The sequence below is a fragment of the Haloarcula vallismortis ATCC 29715 genome (assembly GCF_000337775.1).
GTDB classification, from domain to species: domain Archaea; phylum Halobacteriota; class Halobacteria; order Halobacteriales; family Haloarculaceae; genus Haloarcula; species Haloarcula vallismortis.
Window position 1 is genome coordinate 24,626 of sequence record NZ_AOLQ01000005.1, and the last position, 16,886, is coordinate 41,511.

General features: G+C 59.5%; 15 protein-coding genes. 10 read left to right on the forward strand and 5 right to left on the reverse strand.

Features of this window, described 5'->3' with window-relative positions; all coding sequences use genetic code 11:
* Positions 1-2 precede the first annotated feature (2 nt).
* The 3 genes from nosZ to C437_RS02010 all read right to left on the reverse strand — a co-directional run bounded on the left by nosZ (position 3) and on the right by C437_RS02010 (position 3,466).
* Positions 3-1,982 (reverse strand): TAT-dependent nitrous-oxide reductase, encoded by a 1,980-nt coding sequence (gene nosZ, locus C437_RS02000; RefSeq protein ID WP_004515199.1) that lies wholly within the window; start codon positions 1,980-1,982, stop codon positions 3-5.
* A 1-nt stretch (position 1,983) separates the two neighbouring features.
* Positions 1,984-2,493 (reverse strand): plastocyanin/azurin family copper-binding protein, encoded by a 510-nt coding sequence (locus tag C437_RS02005; RefSeq protein ID WP_004515200.1) that lies wholly within the window; start codon positions 2,491-2,493, stop codon positions 1,984-1,986.
* A 247-nt stretch (positions 2,494-2,740) separates the two neighbouring features.
* Entirely contained in the window at positions 2,741-3,466 is a 726-nt protein-coding gene (locus C437_RS02010; protein ID WP_004515201.1) for a DUF7260 family protein, read from the reverse strand.
* A 518-nt stretch (positions 3,467-3,984) separates the two neighbouring features.
* Between C437_RS02010 and C437_RS02015 the strand changes: the two genes are divergently transcribed.
* The 9 genes from C437_RS02015 to C437_RS02055 all read left to right on the forward strand — a co-directional run bounded on the left by C437_RS02015 (position 3,985) and on the right by C437_RS02055 (position 13,197).
* Positions 3,985-4,791, forward strand: coding sequence for an IclR family transcriptional regulator (locus C437_RS02015; RefSeq protein WP_004515202.1), 807 nt, complete (start codon positions 3,985-3,987; stop codon positions 4,789-4,791).
* A gap of 731 nt (positions 4,792-5,522) precedes the next feature.
* Positions 5,523-6,803: a glutamate dehydrogenase GdhB gene (gdhB, locus tag C437_RS02020; RefSeq protein WP_004515203.1), complete on the forward strand. Its 1,281-nt coding sequence runs from the start codon at positions 5,523-5,525 to the stop codon at positions 6,801-6,803.
* A 6-nt stretch (positions 6,804-6,809) separates the two neighbouring features.
* Positions 6,810-7,757: an arginase gene (rocF, locus tag C437_RS02025; RefSeq protein ID WP_049919570.1), complete on the forward strand. Its 948-nt coding sequence runs from the start codon at positions 6,810-6,812 to the stop codon at positions 7,755-7,757.
* A gap of 93 nt (positions 7,758-7,850) precedes the next feature.
* On the forward strand, positions 7,851-9,173 hold the full coding sequence (locus C437_RS02030) for an aspartate aminotransferase family protein (protein WP_004515205.1): 1,323 nt from the start codon (positions 7,851-7,853) through the stop codon (positions 9,171-9,173).
* A gap of 59 nt (positions 9,174-9,232) precedes the next feature.
* Complete coding sequence (locus C437_RS02035; RefSeq protein ID WP_004515206.1) at positions 9,233-10,021, forward strand: basic amino acid ABC transporter substrate-binding protein; 789 nt, start codon at positions 9,233-9,235, stop codon at positions 10,019-10,021.
* A gap of 4 nt (positions 10,022-10,025) precedes the next feature.
* Positions 10,026-10,706, forward strand: a complete 681-nt coding sequence (locus C437_RS02040; RefSeq protein ID WP_004515207.1) for an amino acid ABC transporter permease — start codon at positions 10,026-10,028, stop codon at positions 10,704-10,706.
* Entirely contained in the window at positions 10,703-11,455 is a 753-nt protein-coding gene (locus C437_RS02045; protein ID WP_004515208.1) for an amino acid ABC transporter ATP-binding protein, read from the forward strand. The genes C437_RS02040 and C437_RS02045 overlap by 4 nt, the downstream gene beginning before the upstream one ends.
* Entirely contained in the window at positions 11,452-12,438 is a 987-nt protein-coding gene (locus C437_RS02050) for an amino acid ABC transporter permease (protein WP_004515209.1), read from the forward strand. The genes C437_RS02045 and C437_RS02050 overlap by 4 nt, the downstream gene beginning before the upstream one ends.
* A gap of 42 nt (positions 12,439-12,480) precedes the next feature.
* Positions 12,481-13,197 carry a helix-turn-helix domain-containing protein gene (locus tag C437_RS02055; protein WP_004515210.1) on the forward strand — a complete coding sequence of 239 codons (717 nt, stop codon included), beginning with the start codon at positions 12,481-12,483 and terminating at the stop codon, positions 13,195-13,197.
* 249 nt (positions 13,198-13,446) lie between these two features.
* Here C437_RS02055 and C437_RS02060 read toward each other — a convergent pair whose 3' ends face one another.
* Positions 13,447-14,484, reverse strand: coding sequence for a tyrosine-type recombinase/integrase (locus C437_RS02060; protein ID WP_004515211.1), 1,038 nt, complete (start codon positions 14,482-14,484; stop codon positions 13,447-13,449).
* On the reverse strand, positions 14,481-14,894 hold the full coding sequence (locus C437_RS02065) for a DUF5805 domain-containing protein (protein ID WP_004515212.1): 414 nt from the start codon (positions 14,892-14,894) through the stop codon (positions 14,481-14,483). The genes C437_RS02060 and C437_RS02065 overlap by 4 nt, the downstream gene beginning before the upstream one ends.
* Before the next feature lie 1,646 nt (positions 14,895-16,540).
* Here C437_RS02065 and C437_RS21020 point away from each other — a divergent pair.
* On the forward strand, positions 16,541-16,663 hold the full coding sequence (locus tag C437_RS21020) for a hypothetical protein (RefSeq protein WP_275040369.1): 123 nt from the start codon (positions 16,541-16,543) through the stop codon (positions 16,661-16,663).
* Positions 16,664-16,886 lie beyond the last annotated feature (223 nt).

The window sequence follows — 16,886 nt, forward strand, 5'->3', positions numbered from 1 at the left end:
CGTTACCCCTCCGCCGGTTCGACAATCATCCGGCTGCGCATCTCCAGGTGCAGGGCGCTACAGAAGTACGTGCAGTAGATCCAGTACACGCCGGGGTCGTCAGCCGTAAACGTGACCTCGCGGGTGTCCTGTGGCGCCACGGCGTAGTTGATGTCGTGTTCGGGGATGGCGACGCCATGGATGATGTCCTGGACGCCCTCGATGTTGGTCGTGGACAGTTTCACCTCGTCGCCCTCCTGAACCGTGAAGTCCGGCAGGCCGAACTCCGAGCGCTTGGTCGTCATCTTGACGTGGACGCTGTTCTCGCCCGTGCGCTCGACGCCGGAGTCCTCCTCGGTGATGTAGGTTTCCTCGTAGTCGTTCTTGTCGTACACCTTCTTGGCGTCGATCTTGTCCTTGTGGGCGAACACGCAGTCGTGTGGCTCGGGATAGGCCGGGTGGTCAGCGACCAGTTCCATCTCTTTCTCGCCCTGCCCGATGTGGATGAGTTGGTCGTTGTCGGGCATGATCGGGCCGACCGGGAGGAACCGGTCTTTCGAGAGCTTGTTGAGGCTGACGAGCCACTCCCCGTCGGGGTCGGTCGTCATCGCCTCAAGCGCCTGGATGTGGCCCGGGTTGTAGTGGACGTCCTGCTTCTCCATGATGGGGTCTTCAGACCCCTCGTCTGCTTCAACGGCCGCCTGGATGTCCCACTTGGCGACCTGTGAGTCGATGAAGAGCGACGTGTAGGCGTGGCCATTGCCGTCGAAGGTGGTGTGAAGCGGGCCGAGTCCGACGCGCGGTCGTCCGGCGACGACCTCTTCGGGGTCGGAGGAGTCGGCCAGCGCGTTCAAGTCTAGCATCGTCACCGTCGGGGAGAGTTTCCCCGCGATGAAGGCGTAGTCGCCGTTCGGCCCGACCTCGACGCAGTGGGGGCTCTTCGGCGTCGGGATGTACTTCACGATAGGCCGGTCGCCCTGATTGAGCGAACTCCCCTGCGTGCCATCGACGACGGGGATACCGTTGACCTCCTCGTAGTTGCCGTTCTCGACGGCCTGCTCGATAGCCGGGATGTCGAAGGCCTTGACGTTGTCCCGGTCGTCCTTGGTCATCCCCTGGATGTCGGTGGCCTCCTCGCTGTTGTACGCGGAGGAGATGGCCCACCGACCCTCTTTGCCGGTGTCGACAATGTCGAGGTTGCCGTCGACCTTGACTTGCCACTGGGTCTCCATCGACTCGGGGTCGACGGCGACGAACAGCGACGTGTAGTCCTCCGGGTTCTTCGCGTCGGTCCCGTCGTTGGGGAGCGGCGCGCGGAACTCGCCGTTGCCCAGCACGTACTTCGTATCCGGCGAGAGGATAGTACAGCCGTGGATGGCCTGCATGTTCGGCACATCCGTAATGGCGTCCGTCTCGAAGTACGTGAGGTTCACGCGGGCGATACGGCCGTTGGCCTTGTCGTTGACGTACAGGTACTCGCCGTCGTAGTCGCCGTCGGTCTCAGAGAGGTTCGGGTGATGGTTGTCACCCCAGCTGTAGCCGCCGCCCTCCTCGAGCAGTTCCTTGCTGCCGTCAGTGAAGCCATACCCCGTCGCACAGTCGGTGTTGAACACCGGAATCCGGGTGACCTCGCGCATCGACGGGATACCGATGACTCGAAGCTCCCCTGAGTGGCCGCCGGACCAGAAGCCGTAGTACTCGTCGTGTTCGCCCGGTTCGACCGTGTGGCTCGCGCCGCTGCCCGAGGGTGTCGACTGGCTGCCAGCGCTGCCGTCGCCGCCGGTCAGCGCCGAACAGCCGGCGACGGACCCCATCGCACCGGCGGCCACGCCGGCCTTCATGAAGTCTCGGCGGCCGAGCGAAAGACCCGGTAGTCCCAGCGAGAGGTCGTCTTCTTCAGCCGCTTCGTCCGGGGACTCGACCTCTGCCAGTACCGAGTCGAGTGTTTCTTCGTACTCTTCTAGCATCTCGTTCGGATCGCGTGGGGTTTCGTTCTTGCTCATATCAGACCACCTTGATTGTGCCGACCATCCCGTTCATCTCGTGTGGGATGCAGTAGTACTCGTACGTGCCCCTCGTCTCCAGCGTGACCTCGTAGCTCTCGCCCTCCGGGATGTTGCCCTCCTGTCCGTTGCTGTAGCCGTCTTTCGCGGCCTGCAGTGAGTCGAACCCGCCGGACGCGAAGTAGTCCGCGCCGTCGGGGATATCGTCCTCGTAAGCCGTCACCGTGTGGCCGATGCTGCCGACGTTCTCAAAGGTGACCGTCGTGCCCGCCTCGACCTGTATCTTCTTGGGCTCGTATGCCAGTTCGTCCGTCATCTCGACGGTGCTTGTCTCGGCCCACTCCGAGCCGCTCCCGCCGTCGTTGGACTCGGTATCGCCGCCGCCTGACCCGTCGCCGCTACCTGAGTCACCGTCACCGCTACTGTCGGACCCGCCGCCTGACGAACACCCGGTCAGAGCGACGCCCGCCGCGACGCCCAGACCGCGTACGAATGTTCTACGCGTTTCCATGGTAGCTCACAGATGCCACTCGAAGACCAACCTGTATATATAGGGAACCGGACTCTCATCTCGCAGGAAGTGGGGCGAATATGTTCGCCGGTAAATAGTGAAAGGTGACCACTCGTGGACATCGCCACAGAATACAACGACTGTGCAACCGCCGCTATACTCCCTGAGTTGGGTGGTGGGTGGCGTCGTCAAGCGTACGGCGCTCCGGTAAACGCCTACGACAGTCTACCACAGGGGCCGCTCTCGTTCAACTGTCAACAGATTCTTGTAGCCGCGCGAGACTGGTCAACACCGGATACGTCCAGAGCTGGTCATCGTACATATACGTGCAGAACTCGTGTGTCTCGAACCGATGAACGCTGGAGTGGAGTTGGTCCTGCCGCTTTCGTAGAAGCGCAGTAACGTCGCTCTGGAACGTTTCGCGGTACCACTCAGGCACGACCGTACTGTCGAGTGTGTCGATAATCTCCTGCAGACTGCCGTGGTGCTCCTGTATCGATTCCTGCTCAATCTTGACAGCGCGGTCCAGCGAAACCCGTTCGTCGATTGCTTGCTCAGCCGCGGCCACGAGTGAGCGTTTGAGCGGCGGCGAAAACCCGACGTTCGCCTCAGGGTGGAACAGTGCTGCGTAGTCCTGTCCGAACTCGATAGCGACGTTCTCGACCAGCGATTCGTCGTACACTGACTCGTAGTGGTCGACAGCTAGCACCGTATCGGTGTAGGCGTCCCGTAGCGTTTCAACGGGGTCGGATGCGGATTGTCGGCCCCGCGTACCGACGGGGGCGGAGGGCCGTTCAACAGGGTCGACGGCACGGAGACGCTGCAGGAACTCTTCGAGACCGGCCTGCTCTGCGGCAAGTTCCGTATGCTCCTCGTCAAGCACAGTCAGAGCCGTCTCTACTGGCTCAAGGATGTAGTCTCGCCATGTGTGCAGGAACCACTGCGCACCGTCCTGCGCAGGCGTCGTTGCCATGCTAGTGTATCGTCCGGTAACAACAATAAGTGTTTTAGTTACCGGACAACACCGCTGTGTTCTGGACGGCCGTTTATATATTCTCGGCGCTGTTTCCGGAGCCATCGTGCGGTTTCGACTGATAGGTGATTGCGGTGCCCAGAGAGTAAGAAACGATTCGGAGAGCAGGGACGGTGTATCAGACTTGCTGACAAATATGTCTCATAACATCCATATATGGGTGGAATATGCATGAATAGGGAACATAATACGATATTTTACCGCTAAAGCGCAATTTTGGTAGTAACTACTGCCAATACTTGTCTACAAGTAACATAGTGGGAAGATATAGGCGCCAATACATCTGTATATTGTCGGAAATGGAAATACTATTGCTTTAGGACTCTTATAATTTAGACAACTATTGATTTTTGGTGCTAGATATTGCTCCCTGTCAGTCGGTGCCGCTGAGCGGTTGCTCCGACTGTTCATCGCCCACATCCGGGTTTTTAAATAATGACGGCAACTCTACTCGGGTAATGACCGACGACGCCGACACACAAAACACGGGCCGACGGATACAGTCCGTGGAGAACGCCTGCGAGATCATTGAAGCTGTACAGGAGTCACACAGCGCGACGTTGCAGGAACTGAGCGAGCGAATCGAGCTCTCTCAGGGGACGCTACACACCTATCTTGCGACCCTGACCGACTGCGGCTTTCTCTCGAAGGACAACGACACGTATCAGCTTGGCTTTCGCTTCGTCACGATGGGCGAACACGTCCGCAACGAGACGGAACTCTACACCGCTGGCCAAGAGGAGGTAGACAAGCTGGCAGACAAATCCGGCGAGTACGTCCATCTGGTCGTCGAGAACGACGGGCGCGAAGTCGCCATCTACGAGCGGCGGGGCGAGCACGCCGTCGGGATGGACTATCACCTCCAGTTGCGGGAGGCCCCACAGCATCTTCACGACAGCGCTTCGGGAAAGGCTATCCTCTCGTGTCTCCCGGACGAGCGTGTCGAGAAAATAATCGACCGAGAGGGCCTCTCACGACAGACACAGCACACGATTACGGACCGAGAGACGCTCTGCGACGAGCTAGAGACCATCCAGGAACGGGGGTACGCGACGAACGATGAGGAAGAGATACGCGGCCTCCGGGCGGTCGGTGCGCCGATACTGGACAACGATGGCACCGTCGTCGGCGCGGTCAGTGTGACTGCACCGACCAGCCGTCTGAAAGGAGCCCGCTTCGACACTGAAATCCCCGAGATGGTGATGGAGGCTGCGAACCTCATCGAAGTCAATCTCGAAATGACTTCGTTCGACCGAGGTACATAGTCGCGGCGTTAATACTCGCCGCTCTGTGTCGGTGACGACCAGTACCCGACTACGGCGTCCGGTCTCCGGCATTTGGATAGCTCAAATCTCGACTGTGCGACTGTGGCTGTGGAACGGAGCGATTCTCTCGGCAACGAGCCACAATAACAGTCGTACCACCGTTAGGAGGGGGCCCGGAATGGCGTCTCTGGTCCGATAGTGTGCCTTCAGGCTGTTTTCGGCGACTCGTAGCGGGACTAACACCGACCCAAGCGGTCTCCTCACGGACAGTGCTCTGGCACTGCAGGGCTATGTCTACTTTTGATATAGTCAAGTCATTTATCCACTCTCTCTTCGGTGCGTAGCCCCAGCCAAAGCACGTGTTTGTCGATAGTCCCGTCATCAGGTTCGCTTTTGCCCTACCAACGTAGCACAGGCTATATTGAATATAACAAGTCCGCTTTTGTGGGAATACTCCGCAAATACGCCGAAGATTCGGGTTAATATCCCTGATATGCCCCTAACAAGAGTATTCAAGTAGTTTTGCTATTTTCAAACAAACTGTCGGAGGGACACTCCCAAATATTTATTAACAATACCGGTATTGGTGCCGATACACTGTCTCACTCCACCGATTGGATGCTGACAGTCGGGACGGAACCACGTGCTGAACAACGCAGCGTACTCGCCCCATTGGTCCCGAAGCGAGCGGGCGTACGCACCGGAGTCACAGCCGAATCCACCAACAAATCATGAGCACACAGAAGGAGCCAGCAGAAGCACCAGACGAGGACGAATCGCCAATCGCGACAGCCCGTCGCCAGTTGGAGCAGGCGGCCGAACACCTCGACCTCTCCGAGGGACTGCTTGAGCAACTCCGTCACCCATCAAAGACCGTCGAGGTGTCTGTCCCGATCCGTCGAACTGACGGGAGTGTCGAGGTGTTCAGCGGCTACCGCGTCCAACACTTCGAGGTCAGAGGGCCGTACAAAGGAGGGATGCGCTATCATCCAAGCGTCTCCGCCGAGGAGTGTACGGCGCTGGCGATGTTGATGACGTGGAAGTGTGCGGTAATGGATCTTCCCTTCGGCGGCGCGAAAGGCGGCATCGTCGTCGATCCGTCGACGCTCAATCAGCAGGAGACTGAACAGCTCACCCGTCGGTTCGCCGAGGAGCTACGCGAAGTCGTCGGACCAACGAAAGACATCCCCGCACCCGATATGGGGACCGACGAGCAGACGGTCGCCTGGTTCATGGACGCGTATTCGATGCAAGAGGGCGAGACTGTCCCCGGAATTGTGACTGGCAAACCGACAGCAGTCGGCGGGACACATGGCCGTGAGGAGGCACCCGGCCGGAGCGTCGCTATCGTTGCCCGCGAAGCACTCGACTACTACGATGGGCGCATCGAGGGAGCCACTGTGGCCGTACAGGGCTTTGGCGCTGTGGGCGCAAACGCCGCACGCCTCCTCGACTCGTGGGGCGCTTCTGTGGTCGCTGTCAGCGACGTCGACGGCGGCATTTACGACGAATCCGGCCTCGATATCGAATCGATTTCGGCCGATGGCGACGACCACGGCCAGTTAGGGGATGTTGACGCCCCACGTCAGCTATCGAACGCCGAACTGCTGGAACTCGATGTCGATGTCCTCATTCCCGCAGCGGTCGGGAATGTTCTGACCAACGAGAACGCTGCGGACGTGCAGGCAAACATTATCGTCGAAGGGGCGAACGGCCCGACAACGACAGCAGCCGATGCAGTGTTCAAAGAGCGCGACATCCCAGTCATCCCGGACATCCTCGCCAACGCCGGCGGTGTCACTGCGAGCTACTTCGAGTGGCTCCAGCACATCAACCGACGGAGCTGGTCCCGCGAGGAGGTCAACGACGAACTGGAAGCCGAGATGCTCGACGCCTGGGACGCACTGCGGACCGAAGTCGAGGACCGCGATGTCACGTGGCGAACAGCTGCCTACATCGTCGCACTCTCACGAATCGGTGACGCTATGAACGCCCGCGGGCTATGGCCGTAGTAACGAATGTCGCTCCAGTCTACCCACTCGCAAGACCATAGTCGCCCCGTGCCACCCGTTGCGGTGCTCGGCGTCCCGTTCGCCCTCGGTGCCGACCGGCGTGGCGTCGACATGGGACCGTCGGCGATTCGCTACGGCGGCCTCAGTGCCGCCCTCGAGACGGCCGGTGTCGAATACACTGACGCTGGGGACCTGTCGCTGCCGACGCTCCGCTCTCAGCCGGCGACCCCCGACAACGGTGCGAAGTACCTCGATGCCATCGCCGAAATGACTGACACCCTCGCCGACCGGGTGGCGACCGAGATAGCCGACGGAAGCGTACCGCTGGTGTTAGGTGGCGATCACTCTATCGCGATGGGCACGATGCGCGGCGCTGCCCGGACAACTGACATCGGAGTTATTTGGTTCGACGCACACGGCGATTACAACACCCCGACGACCTCGCCCAGTGGCAACGTCCACGGCATGCCGCTCGCGGCCGCCCACGGCTACGGCGACTTCACCGAGATGCCGTGGGCCACTGCCCCCAACGTCTCCGAGGAAAATACCGTCATCGTCGGCGCGCGGAGCCTCGACGCCGACGAGCGAGCGGTCCTTCGGGACAGCGAAATCTCCGTTTTCACGATGGCAGACATCGATAAACGGGGTATCGGACCCGTCACTGAGGAGGCGCTCGACATCGCGACCGACGGCGTCGATGACATCCACGTCAGCCTCGATCTGGACTGGCTCGACCCGGACGACGCACCGGGAGTCGGGACACCGGTCCCCGGTGGCGTCACCTACCGGGAGGCGCATACGGCGATGGAACGGGTCGCTGACCGTAACGCTGCCGAATCGGTGCTTCGCTCGCTCGATATCGTCGAAGTCAATCCGATTCTCGACGAGCGCAATACAACGGGCGAACGGGCAGCCGAACTCGCCGCCAGCGCGCTCGGCAAGCGCATCCTGTAGCCGGTTTCGAACCGCGACACGCCCCCAGTCGTGTGGCCGCCACACGGCACCGGAACACAGTGATTTATTACGAATGATTCCGATTGTGATAACATGGACCGCGATACTGCAGAGCCGCGTGTCGATAGCCTTCCCGGCCCACAGAGCAGCGAGTGGGTGGAGTACCACCACGAGACAGCCGCGCCAAGTACGTACGTGTACGATTTCGTCTGGGATATCACTGAGGATGCAATCGGTCCGTTCTGTACAGACGCGGACGGCAACGTACTGCTCGATTTCACCTGCCACGTCGCCGCGTCACCGCTCGGCTACAACAACCCGAAAGTGCTCGACCGTGCCGACGAGTTCGACATGGTCGATCCGCTGAAAATCGCCGGCCAAGATTTCTACATCAGCACCGGCGGTTCACCCGATGAAACGTCACTTCCGGGGCCCGCCCACCTGATGGATAGATTGACCGACATTACCAGCCATTACGACTTCGACACTGTCTTCCTCTCGAACTCCGGTGCCGAGGCCGTCGAGAACGCGATGAAGATATGCTACGACAACTGCGAGACGCCGAAATACGGCATCACCTTCGATGGCGCGTTCCACGGTCGGACCCTGGGGGCGCTCTCGCTGAACCGCTCAAAGTCGGTCTATCGCCGGAAGTTCCCTGAAATCAGCGGGATTCACGACGTGGAGTACTCCGAGGCCGGCGTCGAGCGCCTCCGTTCGAAACTCGACGCGGATACCGGCCACATCCCGCCCGAAGAAGTCGCGTTCCTCATTCTGGAACCGATACAGGGCGAAGGCGGCTATCGCGTCCCGAACCCCGAATTCCTCTCGGCCGTCGACGACCTCTGTCGGGAACACGATATTCCAATCATCGCTGACGAAATTCAGTCTGGAGTCGGGCGCACGGGTGAGATGTGGGCTGTCGACCACTACGACATTGAACCGGACGTCATCACGAGCGCGAAAGCGCTCCGAGTCGGCGCGACCGTCTCTCGCTCGGACATCTTCCCGTCGGAAACGTCGCGGCTCTCCTCGACGTGGGGCGCTGGCGATATTCTCGGCTCGATGCGCGGCGCACTGACACTCGCCGCAATCGAGGATCACGACCTGCTTGACAACGCTGCCCAGAAGGGGACGTACTTCATGGACCGACTCCGCGATATCTCGGCGGACCGGCCGCTGGTCGAAGACGTCCGTGGTCTCGGTCTGATGACCGCGCTGGAGTTCGATACGGCTGACCGTCGCGACACCGTGATGGAAACAGCGCTCCAGCACGGCCTCCTCACGCTCGGTTGTGGCCAGAAATCGCTCCGACTTCTTCCGCCGCTCGATGTCACTGAGCGCGAACTGGAACTCTGCCTCGACATCCTCGATTCGGTCTTTACCGAGGTTGCAGACCCTGTCGCGTCGGCCTGACCCTCTCGACTTCTGCGGTAACCGAAATGTTAAAATATGACTGATTCGACTGTGGCACTATGCCACGAGAGGCACGCGTAGACAGACGGAGGTATCTGCAGGCAATCGGTGGCACTGTCGCGACCCTGTCGGTCGCTGGCTGTCAATCCGGCAGCGGTGACTCACAGACGCTCACTGCGGGAACAGCGCCGGGCTTTCCACCGTTTGAGATGAAACAGGACGGCGAACTCGTCGGCTTCGACGTTGAGTTGCTGGAAGCCGTCATCGAAGCGACGGAGTACGAACTGGGTGGCTGGGAAGAACTGGAGTTCAAGTCGCTCATTCCGGCGCTGAACAACGGGAACGTCGACGTCGTCGCTGCAGGTATGACGATCAACGACGACCGTAAGGAAGCGATCGACTTCTCCGACCCGTACTACAGTTCGAATCAGGCCGTCGTCGTCCGAGAAAATGGGTCATTCTCGCCGTCGTCGCTGAATGACCTCTCCGGGGCGACGGTCGGGGCACAGAAAGGGACGACCGGTGAATCTGTCATCACGGACCAACTCATCGAAGCGGGGACGATCGAAGAATCCCAGTACAACGCGTACGGTAACTACGTGCTCGCCGTCGAAGATCTACTGAACGAAAACGTCGACGTCATCATCATCGATGTTCCCGTCGCAAACTCCTTCGTGGCAGATCGTTCCATCGAGTCTGCGTTCGTCCACGAAACCGGCGAGCAGTTCGGCTTCGGCATTCAGTCCGGTAACGATGAGCTCACGGGCGCGCTCAACAGCGGGCTGACCACAGTTGAGGACGACGGAACGTACCGTGACCTGACCGAGAAGTGGTTCGGGCAGAAGTGAGGCCATGGCAGCAACCCTACTCCAGACCGCCGACTGGCTGTTCGTCATTGACAATCTGGGCCTGTTGCTCGGCGGGACAGCCGTCACTATCGCGCTCACCGTAGCCAGCATCTTTCTGGGGTTCGTCGTCGGGTTCCCAGCGGGTGCGATAGAGGTCTACGGCTCGGAACGGGCCAGTCGGCTGGTCGAACAGGTCGGGGTTGTCCTTCGTGGCACCCCGCTGCTGGTCATCATTATGATCCTGTACTTCGGCCTGTCCGTTTCCAGTAGTGCCTTCGTCACGGCGACCATCGCGCTCGGGCTCCGGAGCGCCGCCTACCAGTCCCAGATTTTCCGCGGTGCGCTCCAGAGCGTCGACGATGGGCAACTGGAAGCGGCTCGCGCCGTCGCGATGTCTCGGTTCGAAGCGATTCGACACGTCGTCGTCCCGCAGGCGCTCCGCCGGAGCGTTCCGGGATTCCAGAACGAGTTCACTATTGTCCTCAAGGACACGAGTATCGCCATCGTCATCGGTATCGGCGAATTGTTGACGACGGGGCAGAACCTCTATGAAGGCGGGCAGTCGACCGCAGCGCTGGAGATATTCCTCGCCGTCAGCCTCGTGTACTTCGTGCTGACGTTCGCGACGAACCGGTCGCTCGACAGACTCAGCGACTACTACGCGGTACCGGAGGGAACGACATGACACAGCCATTACTCTCAATCGACGACCTGCACAAGTCCTACGGGAGCGAAGAAGTACTGGAAGGCGTTGGCCTCGAAATGGACCAGGGCGACGTGACGGTCCTCATCGGTCCCAGCGGTTCAGGCAAGTCCACGCTGCTCCGGTGTGTGAACCGACTGACGGAGATTAACAGCGGCCAGATCGCTCTCGATGGACAGGACGTGACCGGGGCCAACACTGACGTCAATGAACTCCGAAAGCAGGTCGGCATGGTGTTCCAAGACTTCAATCTCTTTGCGCACCTGACAGCGCTTGAAAACGTCACGCTCGGCCCGAAAAAAGTACTCGGCATGGACGCTGCTGACGCCGAGGAAGCCGGCCGGACCCATCTCGAACAGGTCGGATTGCTGGAGCAGGCAGATTCCTATCCCGCTGAACTCTCCGGCGGACAGAAACAGCGCGTCGGTATCGCACGCGCACTCGCAATGGACCCAGAGCTGTTGCTGTTCGACGAGCCGACCAGTGCGCTCGATCCCGAACTCGTCGGCGAGGTCGTCGAGGTGATGCGTGACCTCGCCGCCGAGGGCATCACGATGCTTGTAGTCAGTCACGAGATGGACTTCGCCCGGTCGGCCGCATCTGACATCGTGTTCCTCGACGACGGTGAGATTGTCGAACACGGCCCGCCGGAACAGCTGTTCCAGAACCCGACAGCGGAGCGAACTGAACAGTTCCTGAGCAGATTGCACGCACACGAGGAGACGGCATGAGCACGGCCGAATCCACAACGTCACCGAATCCGGGGCTCCGTGACCGTGTCGGGACAGTGTTCACTGTTCGCCCGCTCACGGTTGGCCTGGCACTGTTCTGGGTCTGGGTTCTCGCCCGCTGGACCACTGATTTCGTTCTCGCAGGGGTGTTCGGGCTCGACCGCGGCACACCGTTTATTCCGGCCGCCCCGTTCCTGACGACAGCGGACACCGTCGGCTCGCTTGCCGCGTCACTCGGTGCCGTCGGAGCACCCCTCGTATGGTTCGCTGAGACGCTCCGGTTTGCCGCTGATGCCACGGCGTACTTACCGGCGATGGCACACGGCATCTGGACGACTGTTCTACTGACAGTCTTCAGCGTCTGTTTCGGGTTCGCACTGGCGCTTCCCCTTAGCGTCGTTCGCGTGTACGGAGGGCGGTGGGCCCGATGGCTCGCGCTGTCGTACACAGAACTCATCCGCGGGACGCCACTGCTCGCCCAGTTGTTCGTCCTCTATTTCGCGACGTCACTGACGCAGGTTCTCAGAGGCGTCCCGGGAATCGGCGTCGGGTTCATCCCGGCACAGGCATTCTGGGTGGCCGTCATCAGTTTCACGCTGAACAGCGCCGCCTACCAGTCTGAGTACCTGCGTGCGTCGCTGGAGTCAGTCGACGGCGGACAGCTGACCGCCGCACGCGCCATCGGACTCTCGAAGCTCGAGGGGATACGGTACGTCGTCGTTCCACAGGGTCTCCGGCTCGCGCTTCCCAGCTGGACGAACGAGCTCGTATACCTCATCAAGTACTCTTCACTGGCGAGTTTCATCACTGTGCAGGAACTGTACGGCAGGACAAGCACCATTGCCAACGAAACGTACCAGTATACGGAACTCTTCGTGCTGGTGGCGATACTGTACCTTGCTCTGGTCGTATCGGCCTCAGCATTGATGGACCGTGTCGAATCGCACACCGCAACCGCTGGCGTCGGACACACCAGACAATGACTACTCTCTTAGGGTCTCCGACCGACCATTTCAACACATCCCATGAGTCACGCTGATAGCGCCGGAGCACGGCTGACACTCGACCTGTGGCACCCGAACTGTTGGGCTATCGAAGCAACTGACCGCACCGATGGCGGCATACTGGCACACACGGTGCAACAGACCGTACAGTCGCCGACAGCATCGGTCAACGGCGTGTTTACAGCGTACGGACCGACAAAGTCGGCCGTCGAGGACTGCCTTGATGCCGTCCGTGCGTCGCCCCACGCCGGAGAGATTCAGGAACTTCAGGCACGTATCGGGCACAAGCGTGAGGCGCCGGGAACCGTCGTCAGACAGTTTCTGCTGGAGTACGACCCGGATGAGCTGGTCTGCCCGACGCTCCTCGAGCACGGGTTCGTCCACAGCGCCCCTGTTCGTATCGAAGACGGGCGCGAACGGTGGCAAGTGAGTTTCACCGGCGAGCGGCCCGACGTTCAGTCCGCACTCGATTCCGTCGAAGCTGACGCCGACGCTGACGTGTCGGTCGAGTCCATTGTCACACCTGACAGCGATTCTGAACGGACGGTGGGTGGGCTGCGAACCGACTCGCTGACGCCGGCTCAGCGGCGGGCCTTCGAAGCGGCCCGCGAAGCGGGGTACTATCAGTGGCCACGCGGGATTTCGGTCCGCGAACTCGCCGCCCAGATGGACATCTCGAAGACGACGCTCCTCGAACATCTCCGAACCGCCGAGTCGAAGCTTCTTGACCCCGAGTAGCCCTGTCAGTGGCATTTCCTCCGGGTAGAATCTTCCTGGGATATCTGTCGGTACCACACCTGCAGTCTCTGGTAGTGCACTCTGTTCGAGCCTGTGATACGTATACCTCGTATGCAGCCGCCGAAATTGCCAGTGAGACACCATGGCTGCGACGCAAACTCCCTCGATTCTATATATCGACATAGAGTTTACGCGTCCAGCATCACCCATCTCGACTGCGGCAATAGTATCAAAAAAGCGATAAAATAGCTACAGCAGTGAGTAGATCTCAGCCTCGTACACATCTCTGACCCGAGTCCCCCATTCGTGGGTGTACGTATCGATGACGTCCTGTGCCACGTCGCCTCTGAGGTACTTGACGACGCCGCGGTCGCCAGTCCGATCCCGGAGATGCGTCGTAAAGAAGTGCCGGAAGTAGTGTGGCGTCACGTTCTCTTCGGCACCCCCACCGTCCGTGTACCAGCCAAACTCGCGGGCGTGGGACTCGACGATGTGGTGTACCATGTTCGGCGTGAGACGGTCGCCCCAGCTGTCGCTTGTGGACACAAACAGCGGCGCTGCCGGAGACTGCGTGTCCGGTCGAATCGCGAGCCAACGTCGCAGCACTGAGCCCAACTCTGTGTCAACTGGAATCGTCGTCTCGCGCTTGCGCTTGTTGGACGCGGTTCGTTCTTCTCCGTTACAAGCCTCGCCACGAGCCGGGTCTGCTGCGACGAACAGTGAGTCCGGACGCCCGTCGAGCCCCGCTCGGACCGGAATCTCCGGTCTAGGACCGGGGGTTTCGAGATTGAGGTCCCGGATATCGAGGTTACACAGTTCGCCGGCCCGCATTCCCGTCTTCAACAGTGTCACCACGATAGCTCGTTCAAGTGGGTGTGAGACGCTGTCGACGAAGGCACGCATCGACCGGAGGTCTATCTCCCGGCGGGTCGGGTCGGTATTGATAGATTCGTCCATCTCCTCCATGACCAGTGTCATCGGATTCGATTCGAAGACGCCTACCTGAGTCATATACGCGAAAAACCGGTGCAGATAGGAGGCATATGTTGCAACGGTACTTTCTTCGGCATTTCCGCGGAGACTGTGGACGTATGCCATACAGTCGCGGTGGGAGGCCTCCTGAACAGGAACGGGCTGGCGGCCGTCCGCCAGATAGGACTCGAAGTCTCGCAGAACGCGCTCGTAGGATGCACGGGTCCGGTCACTCTTCCCGTGGTACCTGATGTCATCGAGGAAATAACCGACCGGATCAGAATCGGCGTCCGGTGTGGCTGTATCCGTGCTCATTCGTCTCGAACGTACCCCCCGTGTCGCCCGCTGTACTGCACTTCGTTGCTGGACTGCAGTTCCTGTAGCGTGTCTTCGAGACGTTCCTCGATATCATCTGTAAGTTCGGCGAGCAGGTCGTCCCACTCGTAGTGATCACCGTCAGCCAGAATCTCTCGGACCCGGTCTTTCAGCCCGTCACCCCCAGGGGTAGCGCCCGGAGAACGGGGTTTCTCGCTATCGCTCTCGGCGGCGTCCGATTCGGCTGCCTCGGATGCTGTTGGCTCGAACCCGCTGCGACCTGCCTGTACCATCGTCCGGACGAACTCGCTTTGACTCATATCCAGTTCCTCGGCGTGGGCCTGCCACTGTTCTTTCTGGTAGGCCGGAATGTACGTCCGGACCGTCGTTCGCTCACTGTCACTGGACACAGTTGTCCCTCGGACGCCGGGGACTTCAATGTAGTCCCATACTCCGAGATAAAAGCCTTTATTTGGGTACGTGTCACCCTATATTGCCCCAATAGTGAAGTCTAGTATACACTTTAGCGAAAAATAAGCACAGAATCACAAATATAAATTTGGTTGGGATACTGGCCTCCATCCGTTGGCCCGCCCAGATCGAGGTGGAATGGGTGCTGCCGATTGCCGACAAGGACAGGGGCCGGTTTGAGAAGTGCCCAACCACAAAGGGGGGCAACTGACTTGCTCCTTCGCCCTAATCGAGCGTGTGAACGTGACAGTCCGTCCAACTACTCGGAACGATTCCGTCCCTGCACGGTTACCTCCGCGACTTTCCCACGCTACAGAATATCTGTGGTCGCCCAGATGTAACATGTGTCGCCGCTGCTGGCGTCTTCCCTATCCTGCACAGTGCAATCCCCGCCGTGGAAATATCGGTCGGCCGAAGAGCTCTCGAACGCAATACACTCGTCATGCTGGGTAGCACCCAAGTCTGTGTGTCGCTCTCTGAGACAATGAGGGGCGGTAACTCCACTCAGTCGTAGCCGTCAGATCTAAGCACCGCAGTGTGATCGGCTTTCTGCGTGGCGTTTCAGAACCATCTCTGACGCTGTAAAGGCGGTGGATAGCGTCCTGTGGCGTATCGTCAACTCTGTACTACCACCACAGGCACGCTTAATCGCACACACTCTGACCGGGCTGCTACCAATATACACTGTGTCCACACCGTCTTCGGACAGTCAATCCAGCAGGCACGACATATTGCTTTTCCCGTGACCACAGTCTCGGGTTCGCTTGCGGTACAGTTGCCAGAGACGCTGGCGACTGCTCGGCCATTCTCGCAGTCGTCTTGAGGGCTCCGTCTTCCGGGATTGCAAAAGACACTGTTTCTCGGACTGTACTGGGTGGTTTTCGCGTATTGTCTCATTGAACAGCTGACCATCTCATGGCCTTCGTACAGATACTGCTCATCGGTCATGATGAGACAGACCACAGAGTATCTCTCACAATAGCCAGAGTAGCCGTGTCGTCGGACAGTGGCGTGTACGTCGCCCGACAGAACACGTACAGAGCTCGGAGGGTACAATCAGTCTCTCGTCCGCCCAACGGTTCCGCCTCACGTTGGACTAATCTGGGTTAGCAGCGTATGTAGCTGGAAACACCGTGTGGTCGCCGGGAACTCAGTCCGTTCTCGATCAGTATCTCAGGCCAAGACTACCCGCCTCATTCACCGGTCTATGACCTGCCGCAAACGATGCTGTATATCTGCCCCTCCCCTCGTTGTCACGGAAATCCGGTAGTTAGGGTGCTCCGCAACCGGCGTACCCGGTCGTGAGATACCTTCTTCATGTCCACGAACCCACGCGCCATACTTCGATGTTTTGTGTCACCGGTTGCGTGGCAGACCACCGAGAACAGCTTTGTACTGCCTTTGGGCCGATCTGTCCCAACTTTGTTCTCCCCTGTGTACTACCACCGACATCCGGTCACTGGGGTGAAAAATTGGCCGGACGCTACAGAATGCTGAACCGAAACCCTCCTGCATTAGCGTATCGAGGCTGAAACTAGGGATATGCGTTCTCGACGACACGCGTCCGCTCAGGCGGGTGAGTTTGGTGGCTAACGACGCACTCGTCGTTTTGTTCATGATTGCAATCGTTCTGGTAGTGATGGCTGTGACCCTCATTGGTGGGTTTTACCTGGTCAAGTATCTCGTCGAGCGTACGTTCAATTCGTAAGCTCGGACTATCAGCGGTTTCTGACTAACTGAGGGTTTCGTAGGAAGCACGTGATTACTGATAGTAATTGCTGTGGTGTAGCCCAGTTCCCCACTCGGAACAAATAAACTGCATGTAGCTATACAGAATTTGAGTCCGACCATCCGTAGTTGGATGGAAAACCAGCCTTCTGATGGGCAGGTGGCTGTATCGTGCTGGGACATCGACTGCACTCTGACACGAT